Genomic DNA, 24,635 nt, shown 5'->3' with positions numbered 1-24,635 from the left:
TTAGAAGCTTTAAGCTTCTAATTTATTCATAACTACTCTACTTTCATTTTCAAGTTCTCTTATATCATTAATAATAGAGTCATAATCTTCTTTTGATATATTATCCTTTTTAGCTATTTTTATAGCTTTACTTGCCGCGCTTTGTATTTTCTCACTCTTAATCTCCATTTCATTTTGAGAAATTAAAGGACAGAAAATACTTTTTGCATCTTCATCTTTACATAAAGTTGAAATAGGATCTAGATTTTGAAGATTTTCTTGAGAACCATTTAGAGTTAAATAAACATCAGATTTATATAATATATGATCTATTTTCATTGCAGAAAGAGTTAAATCAGAAGCAAAATTAACAAATTCTTTTCCTAAATGAGAGCTTTTATCCTCTAATTCTTTAAATGCCTCACTAAAATCAGCAACTTTACTATCAGAAGAATTTGCAATATCAAACACTTTTTCGCTATTTTCTTGTATAGAAGCAATTTCTTGATTCATTACTTGAATTGCTAAAGTAATTTCACCTGTTGCTTTTTGTGTTTTTTCAGCAAGTTGTCTTACTTCATCTGCAACTACCGCAAAACCTCTACCATGCTCTCCCGCACGAGCTGCTTCAATAGCTGCATTTAATGCAAGTAGGTTAGTTTGATCTGCAATATCCCTAATTACCTCAACAATTGCATTGATACTCTGAGCATTAGATGCAAAAGTATTTACAGCATTTTTACTTTCATCAGCCACTTGCATCATTGATGAAATTGAATCCTGTAAATTACCTACTTCTAAACCATTTTTTTGTGCTGTATTTGAGATTATTCTAATATCACCAAAAACTTCTCTCATAAGTTTGATGATTTTATTTAATGCAGAAGACAAATCGTTTAAATTTTTATTTTGACTATTTAAACTCAAGTCCATAAGTTCTCTTGATAAAGCATTTTTAAAAACAGATTTTCCTGTTTTTTCTATATCATCTAAAGCTTTATTAATAAAGTTAATATTATGAACAAAAATACCTTTTAAACCTTCAGGGATAGCTCTTCTAAAATATTCACCTTTTTGAGAACAAGCAATTGAAGTATTTATCTCTCTTAAATAAGCTTCTAAACCATCTATTGTATTATTAAGATTATCAGCAATTTCTTTTAATTTTTTATTAGCACATTTAATATATACAATTCTTGAATCAAAATTACCATTTTTTAACTCTCTACTAAGATGTAAAATCTTATCGCTAAATTGTTCTTCTTTTTTTAAAATAAACAATCCATATATAAATAAACAAAACAAAACTAAAAAGAAACCTAAGGAAATAAACTCTGCATAAAACAAAGAATTAATACAGGCTACTATGCTTAAAACTATACCAAGAAACAAAATATTTTTCATAAGAAATCCTTTTTTATTTTTGAATTTTCATCATTAGTTCATTATAGGTCACCCCATAAGATTTTACTATTGCTTTTAACTCTTCTATTCCAGATTTAATACCACCATCTTTTTCTTTCAACAAAAGAACTTTATAAATTTCTTCTATTGTTTTGATAGCTTCCATATTTGGTTTTCTTCTAACTGAATAATAATTTAAAATGTTTCCATTTTCATCACATGAAGCAGTTATATTAGCAAAAACCCAATAATAATCATTATATTTTGTTTTATTTTTTACAAAAGCAAAAACTTCTTTTTTAAGCTGAATGTTATCCCATAAATATTTAAAAACCGTTCTTGGCATATCAGGATGACGCATGATACTGTGAGGTTTGTATAAAATTTCCTCAATTTTATAATCAGAATATCTCAAAAAATCCTCATTTGCATAAATAATCTCACCTTTTAAATTAGTTTTTGATGTTATTAAAACATCTGAGGTTAGAATTTTTTCTGAAGACATAACACAATCTCCTTAGTTTAAAATTAAAATGGGAGTAATTATATCTCAATATAAAATAATAATTTATAAACAAAATTTATCAAATTCATCTTTGAAGCTCTAAAATTAATTGATTATAACTCATACCATAAGAATTAACTATCTTAACAAGTTCATCCACTCCGGCTTTTATACCATCTTTTTCTTCTATTTCTAAAAGAATTTTATAAACTTGCTCTATGGTTGATATTGCCTCTCTTTTAGGTTTTCTTCTAACTGAATAATAATTTATAATATTTCCTTGTTCATCAAAAGAAGCTGTAACATTAGTAAAAACCCAATAATAATCATTTTGTTTGGTTTTATTTTTAACAAAAGCAAAAATTTCTTTTCCATCTTGTATATAATCCCATAAACATTTAAAAACAGTTTTTGGCATATCAGGATGACGCACAATATTGTGAGGTTTATATAAAATTTCCTCCATTTTATAACCCGCATATTTTAAAAAATCATCATTAGCATAAATAATATCCCCTTTTAAATCTGTCTTAGAGGTTATTAATGTATCTGGTTCTAAAATTTTTTCTTGCGACATTTTTTTCCTTATAATTTATTTACAAAATATTATATTTCATTTATCATAAAATTTCATTGAAATTAAAACCTTTGTCATAAAGTATCTTTCTGACTAATTCTTGATGTTCTTTTCCTTTTGTTTCCAAAGTAATTGAAATCATCGCATCACCATATTCTAGCTTAGTGGAAAATCTATCATAATCAATTTTAACTATATTAGCTTGAGCTTCTTTTATAGCATCACTCAAAGTACTCAAAGCTCCTGGTTTATCAACCAAAGTAACATTGATAAGCATTTTTCTAAAAGCTTTAAACAAACCTTTTTCTATGATAATATTTAACATTTGTACATCAATATTTCCACCGCTTAAAATCACGCCTATTTTTTTATGATTTTTTAAATCTATTTTTTTATGTAAAAGTGCAGCAACTGCTGATGCTCCAGCACCTTCAACTGTGATTTTATGTTTTTCAAGTAAATATAACACCGCATTAGCTATTTCTTCATCATCAACTTGAATAAAATCATCAACACATTCAAGAATAATATCAAAATTAATTTTATTTACATCACGCACTGCAATACCATCAGCTATGGTTCTCACAGCCTTTGAATTGATTATTTTTTTACTTTTAAAACTCTCATACATAGCAGGAGCTCCTTTAGCACTCACTCCAATAACTTTTATATTAGGATTAATCTGCTTAGCAGCACTCGCCACTCCACTAATCAAACCTCCACCACCAACTGGAGCTAAAATCATATCTAAATCACTTATTTCATCAAGCATTTCAAGCATTAAAGTACCCTGCCCTGCTATAATACTTTCATTTTCAAAAGGATGAATAAAATTTAAATGATGTTCTTTAGCATAATTTAACGCATAAGCATAAGCCTCATCAAAATTATCTCCTTTTAAAATCACTTTTGCACCTAAATTTTTAGTCGCACTTACTTTTAGCAAAGGTGTAGCTTCAGGCATAACAATCACAGCTTCTATCCCAAATTTTTTAGCACTAATTGCAACTCCTTGTGCATGATTTCCAGCGCTTGCAGCTATTACACCTGCTTGCTTTTGTTCTTTACTTAAATTAGCAATAGCATTATAAGCACCTCTGATTTTATAAGCACCTGTTTTTTGCAAATTTTCACATTTTAGAAAAACATCAGTATCTAAAAACTCACTTAAAAAAGAAGAGTGCACAAAAGGGGTTTTTAATACAAAATCTGCAATTTTTTGCTTTGCTTGATAAATTTTATTTAACTCAATCATGATTTACCTTTTTTATCTAATTCTATTTTGATACAACGATCTTGAACACAATTTATACCAAATTTTTTACATTTTTGCATTATTTCATCGTTAATAATACCAAGTTGCATCCAAAAATTTTTAACATTTTTAGCTAAAAGATCTTCAAAAATTTCATTTGCGTAACTTGCTTTTCTAAACATTACAACCGTGTCGATTTCAAAAGGAATTTCACTTAAATTTCTATAAACTTTCTCGTTTAAAATAAAATCTTCTTTAAGATAGATAGGATAAATTGTATAAGATAAATCTTGTAAATATTTGCTTACAAAATACGAAGGTTTTTCTTGATTAGGACTAAGTCCTATAATGGCGATATTTTTCATAGAACTTAGTATTTTATGAGTATCACACAATGCTTTTTCCTTATTTTAAAAAAAGCATTGTATCTAAAATAAAATTAACAAAAAGTTTTTTTAACTATTAATAAATAATATAAAACAAGAGCAAACAAAACAAGTACAGCACAAAGTGCATAGACATTAGCAAAACCTATACTTGGTTCAACAATACCCAACAAATAAGGACTAACTCCTATGCCAAAATCCAAAGATAGAAAAAAAGTAGAATTAGCTAACCCCATTTTTTCTTTAGGAGCTAGTTTGATAGCCAAAGCTTGTGCACTTGAAGTAGCATTTGCATAACCTAGTGCACAAAATATACCGGCGATAATAATCATATAAAAATTTTTTGCAAACGCAAGTAAAAGTAAACACAATATAAAACTAAATAATGAAAAAATTATTACAATATTAGCTCCATGTTTATCAAATACCTTTCCAGCAAGAGGTCTAAAAACTATAGAAAATCCAGCATATATTACAAAAAACATAGATCCAGCAAAGCTTAAATTTAAACTTTGAGTATAAGCACTCATATAAGCTATAATAGCTCCAAAAGGACATGCGATCAAAAAAGTAATCAAAGCCAAATTTAAAACTGATTTTTCAAAATAATTATAAATACTAAATTTTCTTTTTACATGATAATGTTTTTTAAATCTTCTTACTTTTAAAAAAATTGATAAAACTAATGCAAAGATAATACTCACACTTGCAATTAAAAAGCTTAGTTGAAATAAGTTGATAGAGTCAAGTTTTATGGCCAAAAAAGGCCCTAAAGCTGAAGTTAAAACAACACTCGTAGCATAATACCCTATACCAATTCCTCTTTTATTACTAGGTATTATTCTAGCAATAGCTGCCCCACAAGCACAAGAACAAATTCCATAGCAAACTCCAGCTAAAAAGCGTATCAATACCAAAAAATACACATTATAAAATTTCAAATACATTAAATTAATAAAAAGATAAAATAAAAGTGAAAATATAATCACTTTTTTTTATATTAATACCATCAATAATAGAACCAAAATAAAGTCTAGAAAGCAAAGCACCTATAACAAAAGCACCCATTATAAGTCCTGCGGTGCTAGTTTGAAGATTTAAAACACCCAAAACATAATCTGTACTAGAAATAGTACTCATATAAAAAACAAGACAAATAACAAAATTTATCCCAAAAATACAGAAAAAATTTATATTAAATAAATTATATTTCTTACTAAGACCCATGAAAAAACCTTTCTTAAATTTTTTCATTGATATAATCAAGTAATTTTAAAAGCACTTCTTGATCTTGTTCATCTAATATATCTAAGATTTCTTTTTCATATTTTCTTATACAAACATTTGCATCAAAAAAAATTTCTTTACCCTTGGCACTTAAAGTAATGATCTTTTCTCTTTTATCATCAGCTTTTAAAAACTCTATATATTCAAGTTTTGCTAGTTTGGAAACAACTCTAGAAAGTATAGCTTTATCCATTTGATAAAATTCACATATTGGAGCTAAAGTGCTATTTTGATGATGGCTTAAATAAACAAAAACTCTCCAATCACTTGATTTCAATCCAAATGGCTTTAAAATTTCATTGACTTTATAGAGTATTTTTCTATTTGTATAAGTAATTTTTTGAAAAAATATGAGAAATCCTTTGTAAAAATTAATTGATTAAATCAACTATTTTAATAGTAACAAAGATTACATAAATTCTAACTTATATAAGTTTTTTCCTTAAATACATTCTGCATTTAAGATAAAAAATATCAAAAAATTAAAGCTTGTAACTTTGTTATAATATTTTAAATTTACAAATATTTGTAGTATTGACAAACTCAAATTAGCTTAGATTAAACTATGACATTAGAGACTTTATTTATACTAATAAAACTTGCATTATTATTTTATAATGCTTAACATAATTTAACATAAGTCAATAAATTTTACCACTGAGTATTGTAAAATATTAAAAATTATCGCAATAAAGGTTGTAATCATGATCGATATTTATCCTTATATACTAATAATACATTTATTTTGTGCTATATTTTTTATAGGATTTTTATTTACCGATGTATTCTTATTAAGAAAATTAAATTTGGATATAAAAAATACAATTAAAATAATGCCACTTATTGTATTGATTTTATTTCTTAGCGGTTTATATTTAGCTCATTTTCACTTAAATTCATTAAATTGGATATTTATTTGCAAAATATTCTTTGCTTTTTGTATTTTTATATTAATACTATTTTCTCTTTTTTATAAAATAATCTTAAAAAAACAAAATCCTTTTCATGCATATATTCATCCTATTGTATTTATTTTTACTATAATTATTGTAATATGTGCAAAATTAATGTTTTATATTGTTATTTGATTTTCAAATAAACACCACATTCAAGATGATTTGTGTTTGCAAATTGATCAAAAAATGCAAATTTGGATATTTTATGAGTTTTGCATAATTTCTCAAGGTTTTCTTTTAAAGTGATAGGGTTGCACGATATATAAATGATATTTTCATAATTTTTAATAAGTTTAATCACGCTTAAATCAAGTCCTGCTCTTGGAGGATCAACTAAGACATGAGATATTTTAAAACCATCTAAATCTATGTCTTTTAAGCGATTAAATTCCCTTTCTTTTTTCAATGCTTGACTTAACTCTTCACTAGAAAGCCTTGTAAAAGTTATATTTTCAATAGAATTTAAAACGCAATTTTTTAAAGCAAACTCAATATTTTTCTTAGAAATTTCAGTTGCTAAAACTTTTTTAAAATTTCTTGCTAAAGCTATGGTAAAATTTCCATAACCACAATAAAGCTCTAATAAATCTTGCTTAAAATCACTCTCTATACAAGATACAACCCATTCGATCATCTTTTCATTAATAAAAGTATTGGGTTGGATAAAACAATCATTATTAAACTCATATAAAAATTCATTTGTATTGATATTTAAAATTTGTCTTAAATTTTCTCCATTAAATACAAGTTTTTTACCCCTACTTCTTGCTATGAGCTTGAGATTTAATTTTTCTGCTAATTCTTGTAAATCTTGTGCAATTAGCTCTATATTTTTATGGAAAAGTAAAGTTATACTTAAATCTAATTTTGTAGCTAAAAACTCTACTCCAAAAAGCTTTTGTTTTAAATTTTCATTTAGATTATTTAATAAAATAGGCATATATTTTTGAATTTTTTCATCTGCTATATCAAAATTTTCAATAGGAATTTTTTTCTTATTTTCAAACATTGCATAAGAAATTTTCCCATTTTCATGATGATATATAGAAAATTCCGCCCTAGTTCTATAAGCTTTTAAAGGCGATTTAAAGCACTGAATTTCTCCATCATATAAAGAAGAAAACAATGCTTTGTTTAAAGCAATTTTTTCTTCAAAATGCATTTACGCATCCACCTTTTTGCCAACCACAAAAAGTAAAACTATCATAGCTAAGATTCCAAAAACAAGTCCTAGCCACACATTAAGTCCTAATGCTACTGGTAAATAACCACAAAGTATACTAATAGCACAAACACTCAAAGCATAAGGCATTTGTGTACTAACATGAGCTAAAAGATCACACTTACTTCCCATAGACGAAAGTATAGTTGTATCAGAAATTGGCGAGCAATGATCTCCAAAAATAGCTCCTGTTAAAACCCCTGAAATATTAATAATCATATATTGGTGCAACTCTACTCCGCTTAATTCATTATGAACCCCAACAGCCATAGCTAAAGGAATAGCCAAAGGCATTAAAATACCCATAGTTCCATAACTAGTTCCCGTTGAAAAAGAAATAATAGAAGCAAAAATAAAAATTGCTGTAGGAAGCAAATAAAGAGGTGTTTTATCTGAAAATAAGTCAATTAAATATTTAGAAGTTCCCAAATCTTTAATCACAGAAGCTAATGACCATGCACAAAGTAAAATAATCACAGTCATAATCATAGTTCTCCAGCCATGAGTCCAAACCGCAATAGCTTCTTTTAAAGTAAATATTTTTCTATACATTCCCAAAATAATAGCTACTATGGTAGCTAAAAGTGCTGCTTGAAACAATACAACTGAAGCATCAGCTGCGCCAAAAGTCTCTCTAAAAGCAAATAAACTAAACGGTGCTGCATCAATTTGTGCTTTAACACTCACATCATCTAAGGCATTATAACCACTAAAATAAAAACCTATAAATGAAAACACAATCAAAACAGCCAAAGGTATAATAGCATTAGAAGCTTGTAATTTTACATGCTCTTTTGGCTCTAAGACCTTATCTTCTATATTATCAATTTGTTCATGACCATGAGAAAATTTACCTGCTCTAGCTCTAAGTTCAGCTTTTAACATAGGTCCAAATTCCCTACCTGTATAAATAGTCAAAACAACAAAAATCAACATAAAAAGATTATAAAATCTATAAGGTAAGGTTTGTACAAAGATTTCAAAAGCGTTAATTTCTTCTTTTACTACACCTAAATGTGCAAAAGTTGCATTATCAATTAGATCATATCCGCTGCGAATTAAAGAAATTTCAAGTCCTATCCAAGTAGAAATGATAGCAAGACCGGTAATTGGTGCTGCAGTTGCATCCATTATAAAAGCAAGCTTTTCACGGCTTACTCTAAATTTATCTGTTACCGGACGCATGATAGGACCTACGATTAATGAATTGGCATAATCATCAAAGAAAATAAAAATTCCCATACACCAAGTAGCAAATTGTGAGCTTTTTGCTTGTTTAGCTTTAGTAGAAAGCCAAAGAGCTACTGCTTTTGTCCCCCCTGTTTTGGTAATAAGAGCTACAACACCACCTATGGTTAAAACTTGTAGTAAAATTCCTGCATTACCCGGACTTGCCATGGCATTTACCACTTTAGAAATAAAGCCTGTAAAAGAAGCAATAATAGCATGGTAAATACTATTTTCAATAAGTCCTAACATAAAAGTACCACTTAATGCACCAATAAATAACGAAAGTACTACATCTTTAGTAACAAAAGCTAAAATAATAGCTATCACCGGTGGTAAAAGCGTCCAAGCTCCAAAAAGTTCTGCATTTACTTGTGCATCAGCAAATAACAACAAAGGAGCTAATAATAAATAAAAAATTTTCATAATTATCCTTAAGTTTTTATATTTTTTCGCTAAAAGTTCCTGCCCATGTTTGAGTCACAGGCATAAGCTCTATTTCGTTAATATTAATATGCTCAGGTAAGCTAATGATAAAAGTAATAATTTTTGCTATATCTTCAGCTTTGATATATTTAGTATTTTCATAAACCTCATCAGCTTTTTTAATATCACCTTTAAATCTCACTTCACTAAATTCAGTTTTACAAAGCCCTGGAGCAATATTTGTTACTTTTATATTACTTCCGCGCAAATCCGTTCTTAAAGCTTTGGAAAATTGTGCCACAAAAGCCTTAGTTCCACAATAAACATTACCTCCATAATAAGGCACATTAGCTGCAATTGAGCCAAGATTAATTATGTGGGCATTTTTTGCTTTTCTAAGTAAAGGTAAAGCAGCTCTTGCTACATATAAAAAGCCTTTGATATTAGTATCTACCATGGCTTCAATATCTTCAATATCCAAAGAATCAAATTCATTTAAACCTAAAGCAAGACCTGCGTTGTTAATAAGCAAAGAAATATTGCCAAAATCTTGAGGTAAATTTTCAATTGATGCAAAAACTGCTTGTTTATCTCTAACATCAAGTTCTATGGGATAAATTTTATCCCCATAAAGCTCTTGTAGTTTTTCTAATCTATCTTTGCGTCTTGCTATAGCTATAACTTTATAATCAAGTTCTATTAAAGCTTTTAAACTCTCTAGTCCAAAACCTGAACTTACTCCAGTTATTAAAGCAGTTTTCATGGTTGTGTCTCTTCATATAGCATCAAATTCTCATTTTCCTTTAAACCAAGTTTTTTTAGATATTTAATATTTTGTTCTTTTTTTGCAATTATGGCAAAATCAAGAGCGTTAAATCCCAAATCATCAATTTCTTTATAATTTGCTTTGTAATCTATAAGTAGCTTAAGCATTTTTACATCTGCATAGTTTGCTCCATGCATAAAAATATTTTTAGAAGTATGCTCAAGTGCACATAAAGTAATGAAATATGGCGTATTACTTCCCATACTAGCAATAGAAAGTTTTTCATTATCGTTAATGTATTTTTGATTTACATTAGCTCCATTTTCTAATAAAACTTTTGCAACCTTATAATTGTTGTATTCAACTGCATAAAACAAAGGTGTTTTTCCAAAAGAATTTCTATAATCAACAATAGCCCCATTTTCTAATAAAAGCTTGACATTATCTGCACTATCTAATGCAAAAAACAAAGCAGACTCATAACCTTCATTTATTTTTACACCTAATTTTATAAACTCACTTATAATTTGACTTTCTCTATTGTTTAACAAAGCAGATTTAAAACCATTATTTAATTCTAAATTGCTAATTTTTTTAGAATAAATATATTCTTTTATTTGTTCTAAAGAGTTGTTTTTATTAGCCAAAAATTTTTCAAAGTCCGAAATATCTTTAAAGATTTTAGTCTCGCCAACTGCCCAATTTAAAAATTCATTCAAAGCATTACTAGCAAAGTAAATAGCACTTGCTTTATCTAGATTAAATTCGTTTTGAAAATATTTTGTTAAAGGATTAATCGCATTATTATATTCTTTCCAAAATTCCTTAAAGAGCTTAAAATTTCCTATACTTTGATAAGCCCAAAATCTAAAATAAGCTTTTAATTTTGCAAATTTTTCTTCAAGTATTATAGGATCTTGTAAAGTTTTTTGATAAACTTGCGGATCAAGCGCAATTTCTAATAATTTAAAATCAAATTTTCTCAAATCGCTAAAATATTCCCCTCCCATGCAGGCACTATTACTTCCTCTAATTTCATTAGCAAGCTCATATAATCTTTTTGTAATTTGACTATTTTTTAAAGAAAAATCGCAATTTAAATCTACTTGAGCAAAATCTTGAGAAACTTGTGGTTTAAACTCTTTAAAAAAATCCATCTTATTTTCTTTGACATACCCACAAGTGTAATCTAAAGCTAATGCATTTAAACTTATAATCAAACTAAATAATAAAATCCTCAAATATTTTCCTTTGATATAAATTAAATCACTATTTTAACTAAATTTTTGCTTTAATAACAATTAATTAATTTAAAATTCATACAATGATTATTTTAAAATGAGGAAAAAATGTATCAAAGTTTTTACAAAGCTAGTTTTGCTTATATTCTTTTGCAGAGCAATGAAAATAAACTTATCAATGTTGATTTTATAACATATAAGCCCAATTTTACTAAAGATAAACACACTATTTTAGAACAAGCCTTAGAAGAGTTAGACCTTTATTTTAATAAAAAACTTTTTTTCTTTAATACACCCCTAGCTCTTCAGGGGAGCGAATTTGAGCAAAAAGTATATAAAGCTTTAATTAAAATTCCCTATGGACAAACTAAAACTTATCAAGAAATTGCTTCTTTTGTCAATCATCCAAAAGCTTTTAGAGCGGTAGGTAATGCAAATTCTAAAAACAAACTTGCAATTTTTATACCTTGTCATAGAGTGGTAGCTAAAAATCACTTAGGCGGATACAATGGTGGTTTATTTATCAAAGAAGCTTTACTTAAATTAGAAGGTGTGCTTTAAAATGCCAAGTTTATTACTAGCAAGTTTTATTTGGGCTTTTTCTTTTCCATTAATTGGGCATTTTATAACCTTAGAAATGGATAGTTTTTTTGCTGCATTTGCAAAAGTTTTTTTGTCTTTATTAGTATTTTTACCTTTTTTAAATTTTAAGCTGAATTTGCATTTAAAACTAAAACTCATAAGCATTGGAGCTTTACAACTTGGTGTGATGAATTTATTTTATTATCATTCTTTTTTATATTTAAGTGTAAGCGAAGTGGCACTTTTTACGATTTTTACACCTTTTTATGTTGTACTTTTTTATGGGCTTTTTTCAAAAAATCTTAGATATTTATATTTTATAAGTATTTTTATATGTATTGTAGGTGCTTTTGTAGTTAAATTTGATAATATTAACTCTAATTTTTTATATGGCTTTTTACTTATTCAAGGAGCTAATTTAGTATTTGGCACTGGACAAAGTTTTTATAAAATTTTATTAGAAAAAAATACAAATTTAAATCAAAAAGAAGCTTTCGCTTATTTTTATTTAGGCGCAACCAGTATAACCTTACCTGCTTTTTTATTTTTTGGAGATTATAATAATTTACCATCCAATTTAAGTTCTTGGATAGCTTTGATTTATCTTGGGACTATTGCTTCAGGACTTGGATATTTTTTATGGAACAAAGGCTCCACTGAAGTAGATAGCGGGGTTTTAGCTTTGATGAATAATGCCATTATACCTATAAGTATTTTTATCAATATGAGTATTTTTGGAGTAGATGTAGAGCTACTACCTTTTTGTATAGGGACCTTGATCATTCTTTTTTCATTTTTTATACATAAAAAAATCATGCATTATTATAATAAGAAATCTTACTCAAATACAAACCACTAGCAGGAGCTAAAAATCTACAATGAGCTTTTTTGGCATTGATTTGATCTAAAAGCTCATTTTTGCTCATTTTTCCTTCTAATACTTTTAAAATACTTGCCATCATCATTCTAATTTGAGATCTTAAAAAACCATTTGCTTCAAAATAAAACACAGTGTAATTTTTATAAGCATAAACTCTAGTTTTATACATTTTTCTTATACTTGTTTTATTATCAGAGCCTTCTTTTTGAAAGAGTTTAAAATCATGCTCTCCTTCAAATAAAAAAGCAATTTCCTTGGCTAATTTAATATTTATTTTTGGATAAAAATGCACATATGAGGCTAAAAAGGGATTATATTTTTCATGACTTATAATATAGCGATATGCTCTTTTTTGCACATCAAAACGCACTTGGAAATTTTCTTGCATTCTTTGGATATGCTTTATATGTATAAATGGGTGTGTAAAATGATTGATTTTATTTTTTAAATATACAAAATCTTTAAAATGTTCTCCTACTTTTACACAAGCGACTGCATTAAATGCATGCACACCTTTATCAGTTCTTGAAGCAAATAAAGGTTTTTCATAAATACCCAAATGCGACAAGGCCTGCGCTAAGGTATCTTGGACACTAAGCTTATGTGGTTGGGTGGCTGAACCTTGAAATTTAGAACCATCATAAGAAAAAGTTAATTTTAAAAGCATTAATACTTACTTGCAATTTTTGCTTTAAAATAAAACAAAGAAGTAATTAAAAAGCTTGAAAAAATCACAGCAATAGCTACATAAGGAGGATTATAAAAACTAATCAAAAGCATAAAATAAGCAAAAATAATCACAAAAATTCCAAAATAAGCAAAACCTTTTTCATAACGATAAGTTACTATACCAAAAGAGAGTGCAAAAAGCACGCTAGCTAAAGGAAATAAAGCTATAAGAATATAAATAACAAATTCTTTTGCTTTTTCTTTATTGCTTGTTACATCAGACCAATACCCATAAAAACTTTGAGTATTTAATTCTTTAGAAGAAAGTTTGCTTTTAATTAATAAATTTTTAAAACTAGAAATATGCCAATCTTCTTCTTTAATCTCATAAGCTTTTCCTTCATCTAGTTTAAAAGTAATAACACCATCATTTGTTTCTAACTTTCCTTCTTTGGCTAAAATCACTTGTTCTTTATCTTGTGGGTTTTTCTTTGGATGATACATTATGATATTTTTATAAGTTTCATCAGAATTTTTGGCATCGATAAAAACAAGCCATTCTCCATATCTTTGTCCAAATTCCCCTGTTTTTATACTTACTTTAGCACTAATTTTTTTATAATCTACAAAATTATCAAAAAGTTCAAAAGATATAGGTATAAAAACCAAAACCACCACAAGCATAAAAGCACTTACCAAAGCTGCAATTTTTGCAAAAAAACTTGCTATCATGCTTGGAGCTATACTCAAAGCAAATAACACTGTGCTTTCATTTTCCCTAGAAAGCCTATAAAAGGCCAAAGTCAAAGCTATGAAAAAAGATATGGGTAGAGTAAAAATTAATATCTTTGGTAAAAGAAAAATATATAATTTGATTAATTCAAAAAAAGTAATTTCAATATAAGCAGTAATTTTAGCAAGTTGTATAAAAAAAATAATCGAAACAATAATAAATAAAGTAAAAAATAAAGATAACATTGTACTTAAAAACTGATTAAGCAAATACTTATAAACTAGTTTCATAATATACTTTCTATACTTAGATTAATCAAAATTCCACAAAATAAAAAAGGAATCATAGGCATTTGATAATCTTTCTTGGCTATTTTTATAAACATCAAAAGACTTAAAAAACTTGCAATAAATAAAATCAAAAAGCCTTTTTCATAGCCAAAAATTCCAAAAATCAAAGCTATTATTATAACATCACCTTCCCCTAAACTTTCTAAAATTTCATCTCTTTTTTTAAAATTTTTAATAAAATTAATCACACTTTTTAGTATAAAAATTAACCCCGCTCCAAAACACACTCTAAATAAAAAGCTATCTTGAAAATCCTCTAAATTTAAACCATTTTGCAAAAAATCAAAACAAAAAGCTAAAATAAATAAAATCCAAAGCCAAAGCTCACTCACTGCTTTTAGATAATAATCCATCCAAGAAAGTGCTAATAATACAACTAGCATACAAGCAAAAATTAAAATTTGAAAAACATCTTCGATTAAATAAAAAGCAAAGACAAACAAACACGCACAAATAAATTCATTAAAAGGATAAATCAAAGAAATTCTTTCCTTACAAAAAGCACATTTGCCTTTTAAAAATACAAAAGATAGCAAAGGAAAAAGATGATAAAATTTCAAAGTTTTAAAACACTTAGGGCATTTTGATCTTGGGCTTATTATGCTTTCTTTATTAATCGTTCTTAAAATCAAAACATTGACAAAAGAACCCACACAAAACCCTAGTAATAAAAATAAAAATATCATTTACCAAAGGTTCTTTTGCGTTTTTTAAACTCAGTAATGATATTTGTGATTTCTTTTTTAGTAAGTGCAGGAAATAAGGTTTGACTAAAATAAATTTCTGCATAACTTGATTGCCATAATAAAAAATTTGAAATTCTTTTAGCACTCCCTACCCTTAAAAACAAATCCACATCTTCACTTAAGTCAAGATTTGCTTGTATATTTGCTTCATTAATTTCAAGATTTTTTTCAATCACCTTTTTAACCGCTCTAACTATTTCATCCTTGCCTCCGTAAGAAATAGCTAAATTTACGCATAATTTTGTGTAATTTTTAGTTTGTTCTTGAAAATTTTGTATTTTTTTTAAGGTTAATTCATCTAAAAGACTTAAATTTCCTATGGCTTTAAAACGCACTTCATTGGCTATAAATTTATTTAAAGATTCATCAAGATATTTATTTAACAGCTTAAAAAGAAACTCCACTTCTTCTTTTGGTCTTTGCCAATTTTCTGTACTAAAAGCATAAAGGGTTAGATTTTGAATTTTTTCATCTATACATACTTCTATAATTTTTTCAACAACTTTAGCACCTTGACTATAACCAATTTTTTCTAAAAGTCCATTTTTTCTAGCCCATCTTCTATTGCCATCCATTACTACAGCAAGATGCTTTAACTCATTCATTCTATCCCTTTATATCCATCAATCTTTTAAAAACAAACATAGGATTGAGCGTATTAACTACTTCAAATTTAAAATACTCGTTTAAAAAATGTGCTACTTTGGCAAAAGGTGTTTGTATGCGTGTGATTTTACCATTATCAATTATAATTTTTAAAGCACCAAAAATTTCAAAATACAAATACACCTCTAAAATATTTCCATTTTTCTTAGCTTCAAACAAAGCTCTATTTCCCTCATAAACAAAAGGTATATGATAAATTCCTTCAAAAAACGCAAAAAACATTTCCTTATAAATTTCAAACTCATATGCGCTTTTGCTTTCCATAAGTCTTTGGATAATGAATTTTTTATACCAAGCTTTTTCATCACCTTCTTGCAAAAGCTTTTCTATAAGTTCAGTCCCTTCTTCAAAAAGTCTAATTTTAGGCTTTTTCAAAAGATTTTTAAAAGAAATCACGCCTTTGTCTTCATAAACTTCAGCTAAATACTCCTCCCCTACTTCAAGCTCTATCATACTTTTTGTTTCAAGCTTTTTAGTGTTTAAAAGCAATACATAGCGATTATATGCGCGTTTTTCTAAAATTTGCATTCTTACAGGTAAGGTTGAGTTGATGATATTCACCAAAGCTTCCTTAATTCTTGTGCTAAAATAAAACCAAGTTTTTCTTTACTTTGTTTAGAACTTTGAGAGATACTATCTTTAGTGATAAAACAAATGCTATTTTCATCACTTCCAAAGTTCATTTGCTCATTTAAGACATTTAAACACACCATATCTAAATTTTTACCAACTAAAGATTTTTTAGCATTTTCTAAAGCATTTTGCTCATCAAATTCCATTTTAAAGCCTATTTTTTTGCCTTTAAAATCTAAATTTTTTAAGATGTCTTCATTCAGCTTTAATTTTAAATCAAGTCCGTTTAAATGCTCATTTTTCTTAATCTTACCCTTATAAGCCTCAAGAGTAAAATCACTCACAGCAGCAGCCATAATTAAAGCATCAAAATCTTTGTATTTTTGCAATTTTTCTTTTAGTTCTAAAGAAGATTCAAATTTTTCTAATTTATAAGGTGTTTTAAACTCTATTGAGCTAACTAACACTACTTTAGCACCTAAAAAATACAAGGCATCAGCAATTGCCTTTGCCATTTTTCCACTTGAAAAATTACTAATACATCTTACATCATCAATTTTTTCTTTAGTCCCGCCACCGCTTACAATAAAACTTTTATCTTTAAAAAAATCTTCTTGCATTAGACTTCTTTTTAAAGCATTTATAATACTATCAAGCTCAGCCAAAGCTCCCAAGCCTTCATCTTTACAAGCTAGAGTTTTAACTATAGGATCAATGATAATATAACCTTGCTCTTTTAAATTTTTTAAAGAATTTTGAGTACTAAAATGCAAATACATGTTTGTATTTGCAGCGGGTGCGATTAAAAATGGTTTATTTTTATCTACTGCTATTAAAGTTTGAATAAATAAATTATCTGCTATACCATAGTTTAATTTATTGATAGAGTTTATACTAGCAGGCGCAAAAAGCACACAATCACAAGTCTTGCTAAAGGCTATATGATTATTAGTATTTTGCCAACTTTCATTATCTTCACATAAGATTTCATCTGCTAAAGCTTCAAAGCTAAGCTTAGTGCCAAATTTTAAAACTCCCAAACTTAGCAAAACTTTAACCCTAAAACCTTCTTTTTTTAATAAAGAAATCAGCTCATAAGCTTTATAAAAGGCTATGCTTCCACTTACTGCTAGTAAGATTGTTTTCATTTTTTACCTAGTTTTTTATAATAAAAATCTTCTATGATTTGTACTTTTGCCCTATTGATATGTAAAGAACCTTTTTCTACATTCTTACACACGGTGCTTCCTGCTGCGATGATTACTTCATCTTTTATCTCAACCGGAGCGATAAATTGCGTATCTGAACCCACAAAAACATTTTTACCTATTTTGGTCTTATGCTTTTTAACCCCATCATAATTACAAGTGATAGTACCACAACCTATATTAGTTCCCTCATCTATCTCACAATCACCCAAATAACTCAAATGTCCTGCTTTAACTCCATTTAATAAAGCATTTTTACATTCTACGAAATTTCCTATATGGGTATTTTTAAGCTGACATTTTGGACGCAAATGCGCTAAAGGTCCTACATCACTATTTTCTACTATACTATCTTCAATCACACTTGAACTTTTAATGATAGAATTAATGATTTTTGATTTTCCTTCTATACGCACATTTTCATATACTTCACACTCGCCTACAAACTCAACCTCATCTGAAATAAAAGTCGTCGCAGGCATGTGAAAAATCACTCCTTGCTTCATCCATTCTTTTTTAATCGCTTCTTGCATAAGATCTTGAGCTAAGCAAAGCTCAATTTTATCATTTACCCCCATAAAATCTTGCTCATTTACAAATACCGCATCGATTTCATAGCCCTTTTCTTTTGCTAAATAAACCGCATCGGTTAAATAATACTCTTTAGCTTTATTATCATTTTTTATCAAAGGCAATACTTCTTTTAAGATTTGTGCTTTTATAGCATAAACGCCACTATTACAAATGTTTATAGCAAGTTCTTCTTTGCTTGCATCTTTTGTTTCTACTATTTTTTGAATTTTATTTTCTTTTAATACTATTCTTCCATAACTTTTTGGATCTTTTGCCTCAAAAACTGCCACATTAAAATCACTCTCATTTAAAGCTATTTTTTCTAAATCATCTGCTTTAACCAAAGGCATATCGCCACATAAAATCAACACTTTTTCATGCTTACTCTCATAACCCCTTAAAGCCCCTGCAGTACCTGGAAAATTTTGCAAGTCTTGTTCTAAAAAGCGTGTATTTGGAAAATACTCTAAAACAACTTGTTCAACCTTTTCTTTTTGATGAGAAAGCACCACACATACATCATCACTAATTTTATATGCTTGTTTTAAAATATGTAAAATCATTGCTTTTGAGCAAATTTTTTGAAGCACTTTTGGATTTTGTGATTTCATACGCGTGCCAAGTCCAGCAGCCAAAATAAGCACAGAAATTTTCATAATTTACCTTTGTTTTAAAAATTATTGCTTATTTTAACAAGCTAAAGTAAAAATTCTTACTAGTTGTTATTTGTTTTTTACAGATTTTCATTTACTTTAAACTTAAATTTATGGGGGGGGGTATAATGCTTTTTTCAATTTAAATTTACAAGGAGTAATCAAATGAAACTTTCTTATTACACAAGTAAAGTTTTAATGGGAGTTAGCATTAGTGCTTTATTAAGCAGCGCCGCTTTAGCTCAAGAGATAAATCATGGAAATTTTTCTGATTTTTTTAACTATAAAGATGGAATTTGGAGTTTAGATTCTAAAGAAAATATAGAATTAAAAATAAGTCCTTCAGATATTCAATCATACTATGGTGGAGAAAATAATGATAAACCTATAAATGAATTTAACATCAAAACAAGTGGCGTTTTAACCATAGGATCTGATTCAGACTGGATAGATGTAGGTAGCACTTCAACTAATGAAGCAAAATATGATTTATATAGTGTTAATTTAGAAGCAAAAGAAATCATTTTAAATTCTGATAGAGCTACCTTAGAAGCAAATAAAGCTTTTAATATAAAAGGAAATGTTACACTTAATGGTAGCTCACCTATAACAAATGATAATATAAGCAACGAAGAACTTGATAGACCTAGTTTAGATGTATGGAATGGATATGGCGAAAAAGATGGCTATATGAGCATACAGGGAAATTTAAATGTAAATAATTCTTTTATTGGTATATTTGATGCAAATAAAAAAGGTGGCTTAATCTCTGTAGATGGAGATGTAAATATAAAAGATTCAGCTATAGGCATAAGCACAAATAGTGTTTCAAATTTAGGTATAAACAACTATGTAGCTATAAAAACTACAGGTAGTTTTAACCAAGATATAGATAAAAACTTAGTAACGGCACTATATACTAAAGATATAACAAGCATGCTTGAAACAAGCAATTTACTACCAAAAAATGTATTTTTTGAAGATACTGATTTGGCTCAATTTACAGATTATAAACTTAGTGTTTCTAATGATGGCAAAAGTCTTTTAATTAGCGGTGGTGCTAATGAAAATGTAAGAGATTTATCAAAAATATTAAAATCTGAAATTGATATTAGAAAAGAAGCCTTAGATACTTTTGAGAATATAAAAAAGAATATAAAATATGATGAAGAATATAATAAAAATTCCTACCAAAAACCAGGATATATTGGCGATGATGCTATGCTTGAAGCCATAGCACAAGCAGAAAAAGAACTACAGGACCAAATTAAAAAATTAGAACAACAAATCCAAGATATACAAGATAATGGTGGAAAATTTGATGGTAGTGATTTAGTTGAAAATATGAAAGATGTTAGCTTAGAAAATAAAAATTTAGCTGTAAATATGCTAAATAGTATTTTAGATTCTAAACTTAGCAATGATGCTATCGCAACACTCACTCTAGATACCACAGGAAAAAATCTAAACACACTTACCACAAATACAAAAGCAAGTGCAAAAGCTATAGTAAATAATGCTCAAAATTCTTCTGTTAATTCATCTATAGGTGTAGCAAATGACCTAGCAATTGGAACAAGAATAGCAAAACTTTCAAATCCTTATCAAGATAAAGCTTTAGTAGAAAAATTTGCTACAACCCATATAGCAGCACTAGCAAGCGATGTTTATAATTATTATGGAAATTCTTCATTTAATAATAGCTTTTGGGGTAATGTTTTTGGTGGTGCAAATATCATAGATGGAGATAGTGGTGCTTTATATGGATTTACACTAGGTGCTGATAGAAAAATCAATGATAATGCTTTGCTTGGTTTTTACTTTACTTATGCTGATTCAACTATCAAAGATGGAGTTATGGAACAAAAATCAGATAACTATCAATTTGGTATTTATTCTTTAATTAATCCAAACGATCAATGGGAAATTAATCTAAGAGCTTACGGGCAAATTTCTCCAACAGATCAAAGTGTTGTAATGTTAAATGATTCTAATAAGGCTGATTTTGATAGTAAATTCTTTGGTTTAAGTGCTAATGCCGGTAGAATTTTTAATCCAAATTCATCATCATTATTCATCAAGCCTTTTGCTGGTATAAATTACTACTACGCACACACTCCAAGTTATAAAGAAAGTGGTATGTTTGCAAAAGATGTTCAAAGTATGACAAATAATTCCATATCTTTAGAACTTGGTGCTGAATTTAGAAAATATATGAGCGAAACATCGTATTTATTTATCACTCCAAAAATAGAACAATATGTAATGAATAATGGAGATGATTATGTAGCTGGATTTGTTGGATCAAATTCAAATTTTATCATCAAAGGTAATGATAAGAAAAAAACTTATGGACAAATCATCATAGGTGGAAATGTAGATATTAGTGAGCAATTTAGCCTAAATGCAGGTATTGGAGCTAAACAAATACTAGCTGGTAAAACAGATGGTAAAAATGAAACTTATGTAAGTGGTCAAGTAGGTTTTAAATACAAATTCTAAAAAAATATTTTTTGAGAAACTCCTAAATGCTAGAGTTTTTCACTCTAGCATTTTAAAAATAAACCATTAATTCAATCATATAAATTGCATTTTTAAGAGTAAAATTGCTAAAATAATGCTTTTAATTTTAACCAAGGAAATATTTTGAGGGTTTTACTAGTTTTATTTTTATCAAGCCTAGCTCTTTTTGGCGCTGAAGCAACTATACCAACTGTAAATTTAAGCCTTAGTGCCCCAAATAGCCCTCAACAGCTCGTAACAACTTTAAATATAATTATAGTTTTAACTATACTAGCACTTGCTCCAACTATCATCTTTGTAATGACTTCATTTTTAAGACTTATAGTAGTTTTTTCTTTTCTAAGAACTGCTCTTGGCACACAAACCATGCCTCCAAATACTATCTTAGCGACACTAGCTTTGATTTTAACTTTTTTTATTATGGAACCTGTTGCTACAAAATCATACAATGAAGGCATAAAACCCTATATTGCTGAACAAATAGGCTATGAAGAAGCCTTTGCTAAAGGCGTTAAACCTTTTAAAGATTTCATGTTAAAAAATACCAGAGAAAAAGACTTAGCACTTTTTTATAGGATCAGAAATTTAGAAAATCCAAAAACCATAGATGATGTTCCTTTAACGGTTTTAGTGCCTGCTTTTATGATAAGTGAACTCAAAACTGCTTTTGAAATAGGCTTTTTACTTTTCTTACCATTTTTAGTTATTGATATGGTAGTAAGCTCAGTGCTAATGGCTATGGGTATGATGATGTTACCACCTGTTATGATTTCCATGCCTTTTAAATTGCTTATTTTTGTTTTGGTAGATGGATGGAATTTGCTTATACAAAATCTCGTCAAAAGCTTTTTAACTTAGCAATTTAGAGCAAAAATATGTGTATTATTAGCTTTATTTGTATTTTTCCAAATCAAAGATTTTAAATGGCATTTGCTATATTTGGAAAATACCTTTATGATGATCTTGCCTTCACTCTTAAAGCTCACACTCAAAAAGAAAGTAAAAAAGCTTTTAAAATCATAGAAAAATATAAAAATCAATATTATTTTTTAGGCTATATTCAATATGAATTCTATAAATATCTAGAAAATAAAAATTATAAAAGCAAAGAGCCTTTTTTATATTTTTTTGCTTTTAAATCAAAAAAAATCTTTACAAACGAAGAAAAAAATTTAGACTTTTATCCAAGTTTTTCATCCAATTTAAACCAAGAAAAGTATTTTGAAAACTTTGACAAAATCAAAGAAGCCATAGCTAAAGGTCAAAGTTATCAAGTTAATCTTACTCAAGAACTACATTTACAATCAAATCTTAATGTATATGAGAGTTTTTTAAGCCTTTATCCTAAACAAAATACCCCCTATAAAGCTTATATGAAAAATGAATTTTTAGAATTGGCTTCATTTTCACCTGAACTTTTTTTTAAAATCAAAAATAAAAAAATCATCACAAAACCCATGAAAGGCACAATCAAACGCTCAAATAATCCAAAAGAAGATGAAAATCTAAAAAACTTTTTAAAATGCGATGAAAAAACTATTAGCGAAAATGTAATGATAGTTGATTTATTACGCAATGATATTTCAAAACTCATCAAAAAACATTCTTTAAAATGCAAACTTTTTAAGGTTAAAACCTACCCTACCTTACACCAACTCATTTCAAAAATAAGTGGGAAATTAAAACAAGAAAATGATTATTTTAAAATTTTCAAAGCCCTTTTTCCATGTGGATCTATCACGGGTGCACCCAAAATAGAAACTATTAAACTCATAGAAAATTTAGAGCAAAGAAAACGCGGGATTTATTGTGGAGCAATAGGTTTAATCCATAAAGATAAAGCAAAATTTAGCGTAGCCATACGCACTTTAGAGAAAAAAAATAATGATGATTTTTTAAGATATGGTGTAGGAAGCGGACTTGTGTGGGACTCACAAAAACAAGATGAATTTGAAGAATTAAAACTAAAAAGTAAAATTTTAAAACCTAACTTTTATTTATTTGAAACAATGTATTATAAAAATCATTCTATTTTATTTTTCAAAGAACATTTGACAAGAATTTTAAACTCAGCTAATTTTTTTGGCTTTGATACTCAAAGATTAAAACATGATTTTAAAAATATACTAGAGAGTAAAGATAAAAAATTCCATTTTAAATCTTTACAAAATTTTAACAATTTTGTTTTCAATCATCATCATTTTTTTACAAAAAGTAATTTTACTCAAAAATGCTCAAAGGCTATTAAATTAAAACTTTTTAAAAATGGCCTTTATGAGTTTGATTTTAGCAATATACAAGAAAATTCAAGCAAAAAACTACTCATAAGTAAAGACATCATAAAAGTAAATCTTTTAACACACCATAAAACTTCTCTGCGTAGTTTATATGAAGCAAATTCTTATCTATGGAAAGAAAATATTTGCTATGACATAGTTTTTTTTGATGAAAAAGGCATACTTTGTGAGGGTTCAAGAAGTAACATTATTATAAATTTAAATGATGAGTATTTTACCCCTTATGCTAAAAACTGCCTAAATGGTATTTATAGACAAACACTCTTAAAACACAAGCTCATCAAAGAAAAAGATATCACTAAAGATGAGCTTTTAAATGCTAAAGAAATTTATGCTATTAATTCTTTAAGAGGCTTAAAAAAGGTATTTTTGTGAAAGTTTTGATTATAGATAATTATGATTCTTTTACCTACACCATAGCCTTTTATTTAAAAGAATTAAACATTGCTTATAAAATTATTAAAAACGATAAATTCAAAAATCCAAAAAAGCTTAAAAAATATGATTTTACTCATCTTTTAATCTCCCCTGGACCAAATTCTCCAAAAGAATCAAAGTTAAGTTTAAAAGCTATAAAATATTTTAAAAAAGATAAAAAAATTCTTGGAATTTGTCTAGGACACCAATGTATAGCACATGTTTTTGGTGGTAAAATTTCTAAACTTCCAAACCCAACTCATGGTAAGGTAAAAACTATAAAATTTAAACCAAACCCACTTTTTAAAAATCTTAAACAAAATTTTAAAATTTGTTTATATCACTCTCTTTATGTTAATCATATAGGTGAAAAATGTGAAATTTTAGCCCATAGTGAAGATAATATCATCATGGCTTTAAAACATAAAAAATACGATATTTATGGAGTTCAATTCCACCCTGAAGCCATACTGAGTCAAAATGGCAAAAAGCTACTTAAAAACTTTCTTACTTTACAATAATCTAATATTTATA

25 protein-coding genes are annotated in these 24,635 nt (G+C 27.6%); 6 read left to right on the top strand and 19 right to left on the bottom strand.

What is annotated here, in order from left to right; genetic code table 11:
• Nucleotides 1–9: 9 nt before the first annotated feature.
• From L8V85_RS08400 to L8V85_RS00590, 12 genes are all read right to left on the bottom strand, one after another.
• Entirely contained in the window at nucleotides 10–744 is a 735-nt protein-coding gene (locus L8V85_RS08400; RefSeq protein WP_412174898.1) for a methyl-accepting chemotaxis protein, read from the bottom strand.
• Between the two features lie 652 nt (nucleotides 745–1,396).
• On the bottom strand, nucleotides 1,397–1,888 hold the full coding sequence (locus L8V85_RS00640) for a PAS domain-containing protein (RefSeq protein ID WP_133318779.1): 492 nt from the start codon (nucleotides 1,886–1,888) through the stop codon (nucleotides 1,397–1,399).
• Between the two features lie 85 nt (nucleotides 1,889–1,973).
• Nucleotides 1,974–2,465 (bottom strand): PAS domain-containing protein, encoded by a 492-nt coding sequence (locus L8V85_RS00635; protein WP_133318778.1) that lies wholly within the window; start codon nucleotides 2,463–2,465, stop codon nucleotides 1,974–1,976.
• Nucleotides 2,466–2,508: 43 nt separating this feature from the next.
• Nucleotides 2,509–3,720 (bottom strand): threonine ammonia-lyase, encoded by a 1,212-nt coding sequence (gene ilvA / locus L8V85_RS00630; RefSeq protein ID WP_263660967.1) that lies wholly within the window; start codon nucleotides 3,718–3,720, stop codon nucleotides 2,509–2,511.
• Nucleotides 3,717–4,085, bottom strand: a complete 369-nt coding sequence (locus L8V85_RS00625; RefSeq protein WP_263737291.1) for a CoA-binding protein — start codon at nucleotides 4,083–4,085, stop codon at nucleotides 3,717–3,719. Before L8V85_RS00625 ends, ilvA begins: the two co-directional genes overlap by 4 nt.
• Before the next feature lie 74 nt (nucleotides 4,086–4,159).
• Nucleotides 4,160–5,047 carry an MFS transporter gene (locus tag L8V85_RS00620; protein ID WP_263737230.1) on the bottom strand — a complete coding sequence of 296 codons (888 nt, stop codon included), beginning with the start codon at nucleotides 5,045–5,047 and terminating at the stop codon, nucleotides 4,160–4,162.
• A gap of 10 nt (nucleotides 5,048–5,057) precedes the next feature.
• Nucleotides 5,058–5,333 carry a hypothetical protein gene (locus tag L8V85_RS00615; protein ID WP_263737229.1) on the bottom strand — a complete coding sequence of 92 codons (276 nt, stop codon included), beginning with the start codon at nucleotides 5,331–5,333 and terminating at the stop codon, nucleotides 5,058–5,060.
• 13 nt (nucleotides 5,334–5,346) lie between these two features.
• Nucleotides 5,347–5,670 (bottom strand): MarR family winged helix-turn-helix transcriptional regulator, encoded by a 324-nt coding sequence (locus tag L8V85_RS00610; protein ID WP_133318774.1) that lies wholly within the window; start codon nucleotides 5,668–5,670, stop codon nucleotides 5,347–5,349.
• A gap of 803 nt (nucleotides 5,671–6,473) precedes the next feature.
• Nucleotides 6,474–7,511, bottom strand: coding sequence for a tRNA (uridine(54)-C5)-methyltransferase TrmA (gene trmA / locus L8V85_RS00605; protein ID WP_263737228.1), 1,038 nt, complete (start codon nucleotides 7,509–7,511; stop codon nucleotides 6,474–6,476).
• Nucleotides 7,512–9,224: a Na+/H+ antiporter NhaC family protein gene (locus tag L8V85_RS00600; protein WP_263737227.1), complete on the bottom strand. Its 1,713-nt coding sequence runs from the start codon at nucleotides 9,222–9,224 to the stop codon at nucleotides 7,512–7,514.
• Between the two features lie 16 nt (nucleotides 9,225–9,240).
• The gene (locus tag L8V85_RS00595) at nucleotides 9,241–9,987 is read right to left on the bottom strand and encodes an SDR family NAD(P)-dependent oxidoreductase (protein ID WP_263669812.1); all 747 of its coding nucleotides are present in this window, start codon (nucleotides 9,985–9,987) and stop codon (nucleotides 9,241–9,243) included.
• Nucleotides 9,984–11,231: an ankyrin repeat domain-containing protein gene (locus tag L8V85_RS00590; protein ID WP_412175240.1), complete on the bottom strand. Its 1,248-nt coding sequence runs from the start codon at nucleotides 11,229–11,231 to the stop codon at nucleotides 9,984–9,986. Before L8V85_RS00590 ends, L8V85_RS00595 begins: the two co-directional genes overlap by 4 nt.
• Before the next feature lie 108 nt (nucleotides 11,232–11,339).
• Between L8V85_RS00590 and L8V85_RS00585 the strand changes: the two genes are divergently transcribed.
• The gene (locus tag L8V85_RS00585; protein ID WP_263660973.1) at nucleotides 11,340–11,792 is read left to right on the top strand and encodes a methylated-DNA--[protein]-cysteine S-methyltransferase; all 453 of its coding nucleotides are present in this window, start codon (nucleotides 11,340–11,342) and stop codon (nucleotides 11,790–11,792) included.
• A gap of 1 nt (nucleotide 11,793) precedes the next feature.
• Entirely contained in the window at nucleotides 11,794–12,672 is an 879-nt protein-coding gene (locus L8V85_RS00580; protein ID WP_263669813.1) for an EamA family transporter, read from the top strand.
• Here L8V85_RS00580 and truA read toward each other — a convergent pair.
• The 7 genes from truA to glmU are packed head-to-tail and all read right to left on the bottom strand — an operon-like array spanning nucleotide 12,626 to nucleotide 18,867.
• Nucleotides 12,626–13,360 (bottom strand): tRNA pseudouridine(38-40) synthase TruA, encoded by a 735-nt coding sequence (gene truA / locus L8V85_RS00575; protein WP_263737226.1) that lies wholly within the window; start codon nucleotides 13,358–13,360, stop codon nucleotides 12,626–12,628. The two genes, L8V85_RS00580 and truA, sit on opposite strands and share 47 nt — an antisense overlap.
• Nucleotides 13,360–14,385, bottom strand: a complete 1,026-nt coding sequence (locus L8V85_RS00570) for an LptF/LptG family permease (RefSeq protein ID WP_263737225.1) — start codon at nucleotides 14,383–14,385, stop codon at nucleotides 13,360–13,362. Before L8V85_RS00570 ends, truA begins: the two co-directional genes overlap by 1 nt.
• A complete protein-coding gene (locus L8V85_RS00565) occupies nucleotides 14,382–15,131 on the bottom strand; it encodes a prepilin peptidase (protein WP_263737224.1) in 750 nt (249 codons plus the stop codon). Before L8V85_RS00565 ends, L8V85_RS00570 begins: the two co-directional genes overlap by 4 nt.
• Entirely contained in the window at nucleotides 15,128–15,796 is a 669-nt protein-coding gene (gene uppS / locus L8V85_RS00560; protein WP_263660975.1) for a polyprenyl diphosphate synthase, read from the bottom strand. Before uppS ends, L8V85_RS00565 begins: the two co-directional genes overlap by 4 nt.
• Before the next feature lies 1 nt (nucleotide 15,797).
• Nucleotides 15,798–16,418, bottom strand: a complete 621-nt coding sequence (locus L8V85_RS00555) for a hypothetical protein (RefSeq protein WP_047208387.1) — start codon at nucleotides 16,416–16,418, stop codon at nucleotides 15,798–15,800.
• Nucleotides 16,415–17,578, bottom strand: coding sequence for a bifunctional phosphopantothenoylcysteine decarboxylase/phosphopantothenate--cysteine ligase CoaBC (gene coaBC / locus L8V85_RS00550; RefSeq protein WP_263737223.1), 1,164 nt, complete (start codon nucleotides 17,576–17,578; stop codon nucleotides 16,415–16,417). Before coaBC ends, L8V85_RS00555 begins: the two co-directional genes overlap by 4 nt.
• Nucleotides 17,575–18,867: a bifunctional UDP-N-acetylglucosamine diphosphorylase/glucosamine-1-phosphate N-acetyltransferase GlmU gene (glmU, locus tag L8V85_RS00545; protein ID WP_263737222.1), complete on the bottom strand. Its 1,293-nt coding sequence runs from the start codon at nucleotides 18,865–18,867 to the stop codon at nucleotides 17,575–17,577. The genes coaBC and glmU overlap by 4 nt, the downstream gene beginning before the upstream one ends.
• 162 nt (nucleotides 18,868–19,029) lie before the next feature.
• On the opposite strand from glmU, the gene L8V85_RS00540 reads away from it, so the two are divergent.
• The 4 genes from L8V85_RS00540 (at nucleotide 19,030) to L8V85_RS00525 (ending at nucleotide 24,622) form a co-directional block, all read left to right on the top strand.
• On the top strand, nucleotides 19,030–21,366 hold the full coding sequence (locus L8V85_RS00540) for an autotransporter outer membrane beta-barrel domain-containing protein (protein ID WP_263737221.1): 2,337 nt from the start codon (nucleotides 19,030–19,032) through the stop codon (nucleotides 21,364–21,366).
• Between the two features lie 144 nt (nucleotides 21,367–21,510).
• Nucleotides 21,511–22,245, top strand: coding sequence for a flagellar type III secretion system pore protein FliP (fliP, locus tag L8V85_RS00535; RefSeq protein WP_133318758.1), 735 nt, complete (start codon nucleotides 21,511–21,513; stop codon nucleotides 22,243–22,245).
• A gap of 65 nt (nucleotides 22,246–22,310) precedes the next feature.
• Nucleotides 22,311–24,059, top strand: a complete 1,749-nt coding sequence (locus L8V85_RS00530) for a bifunctional anthranilate synthase component I family protein/class IV aminotransferase (protein WP_263737220.1) — start codon at nucleotides 22,311–22,313, stop codon at nucleotides 24,057–24,059.
• Nucleotides 24,056–24,622, top strand: coding sequence for an anthranilate synthase component II (locus L8V85_RS00525; protein WP_263737219.1), 567 nt, complete (start codon nucleotides 24,056–24,058; stop codon nucleotides 24,620–24,622). The genes L8V85_RS00530 and L8V85_RS00525 overlap by 4 nt, the downstream gene beginning before the upstream one ends.
• Nucleotides 24,623–24,635: the final 13 nt, after the last annotated feature.

The sequence above is a fragment of the Campylobacter sp. IFREMER_LSEM_CL2090 genome, from assembly GCF_025771865.1.
Classification (GTDB): domain Bacteria; phylum Campylobacterota; class Campylobacteria; order Campylobacterales; family Campylobacteraceae; genus Campylobacter_D; species Campylobacter_D lari_D.
This window is presented reverse-complemented; position numbering and strand designations above follow the sequence as displayed.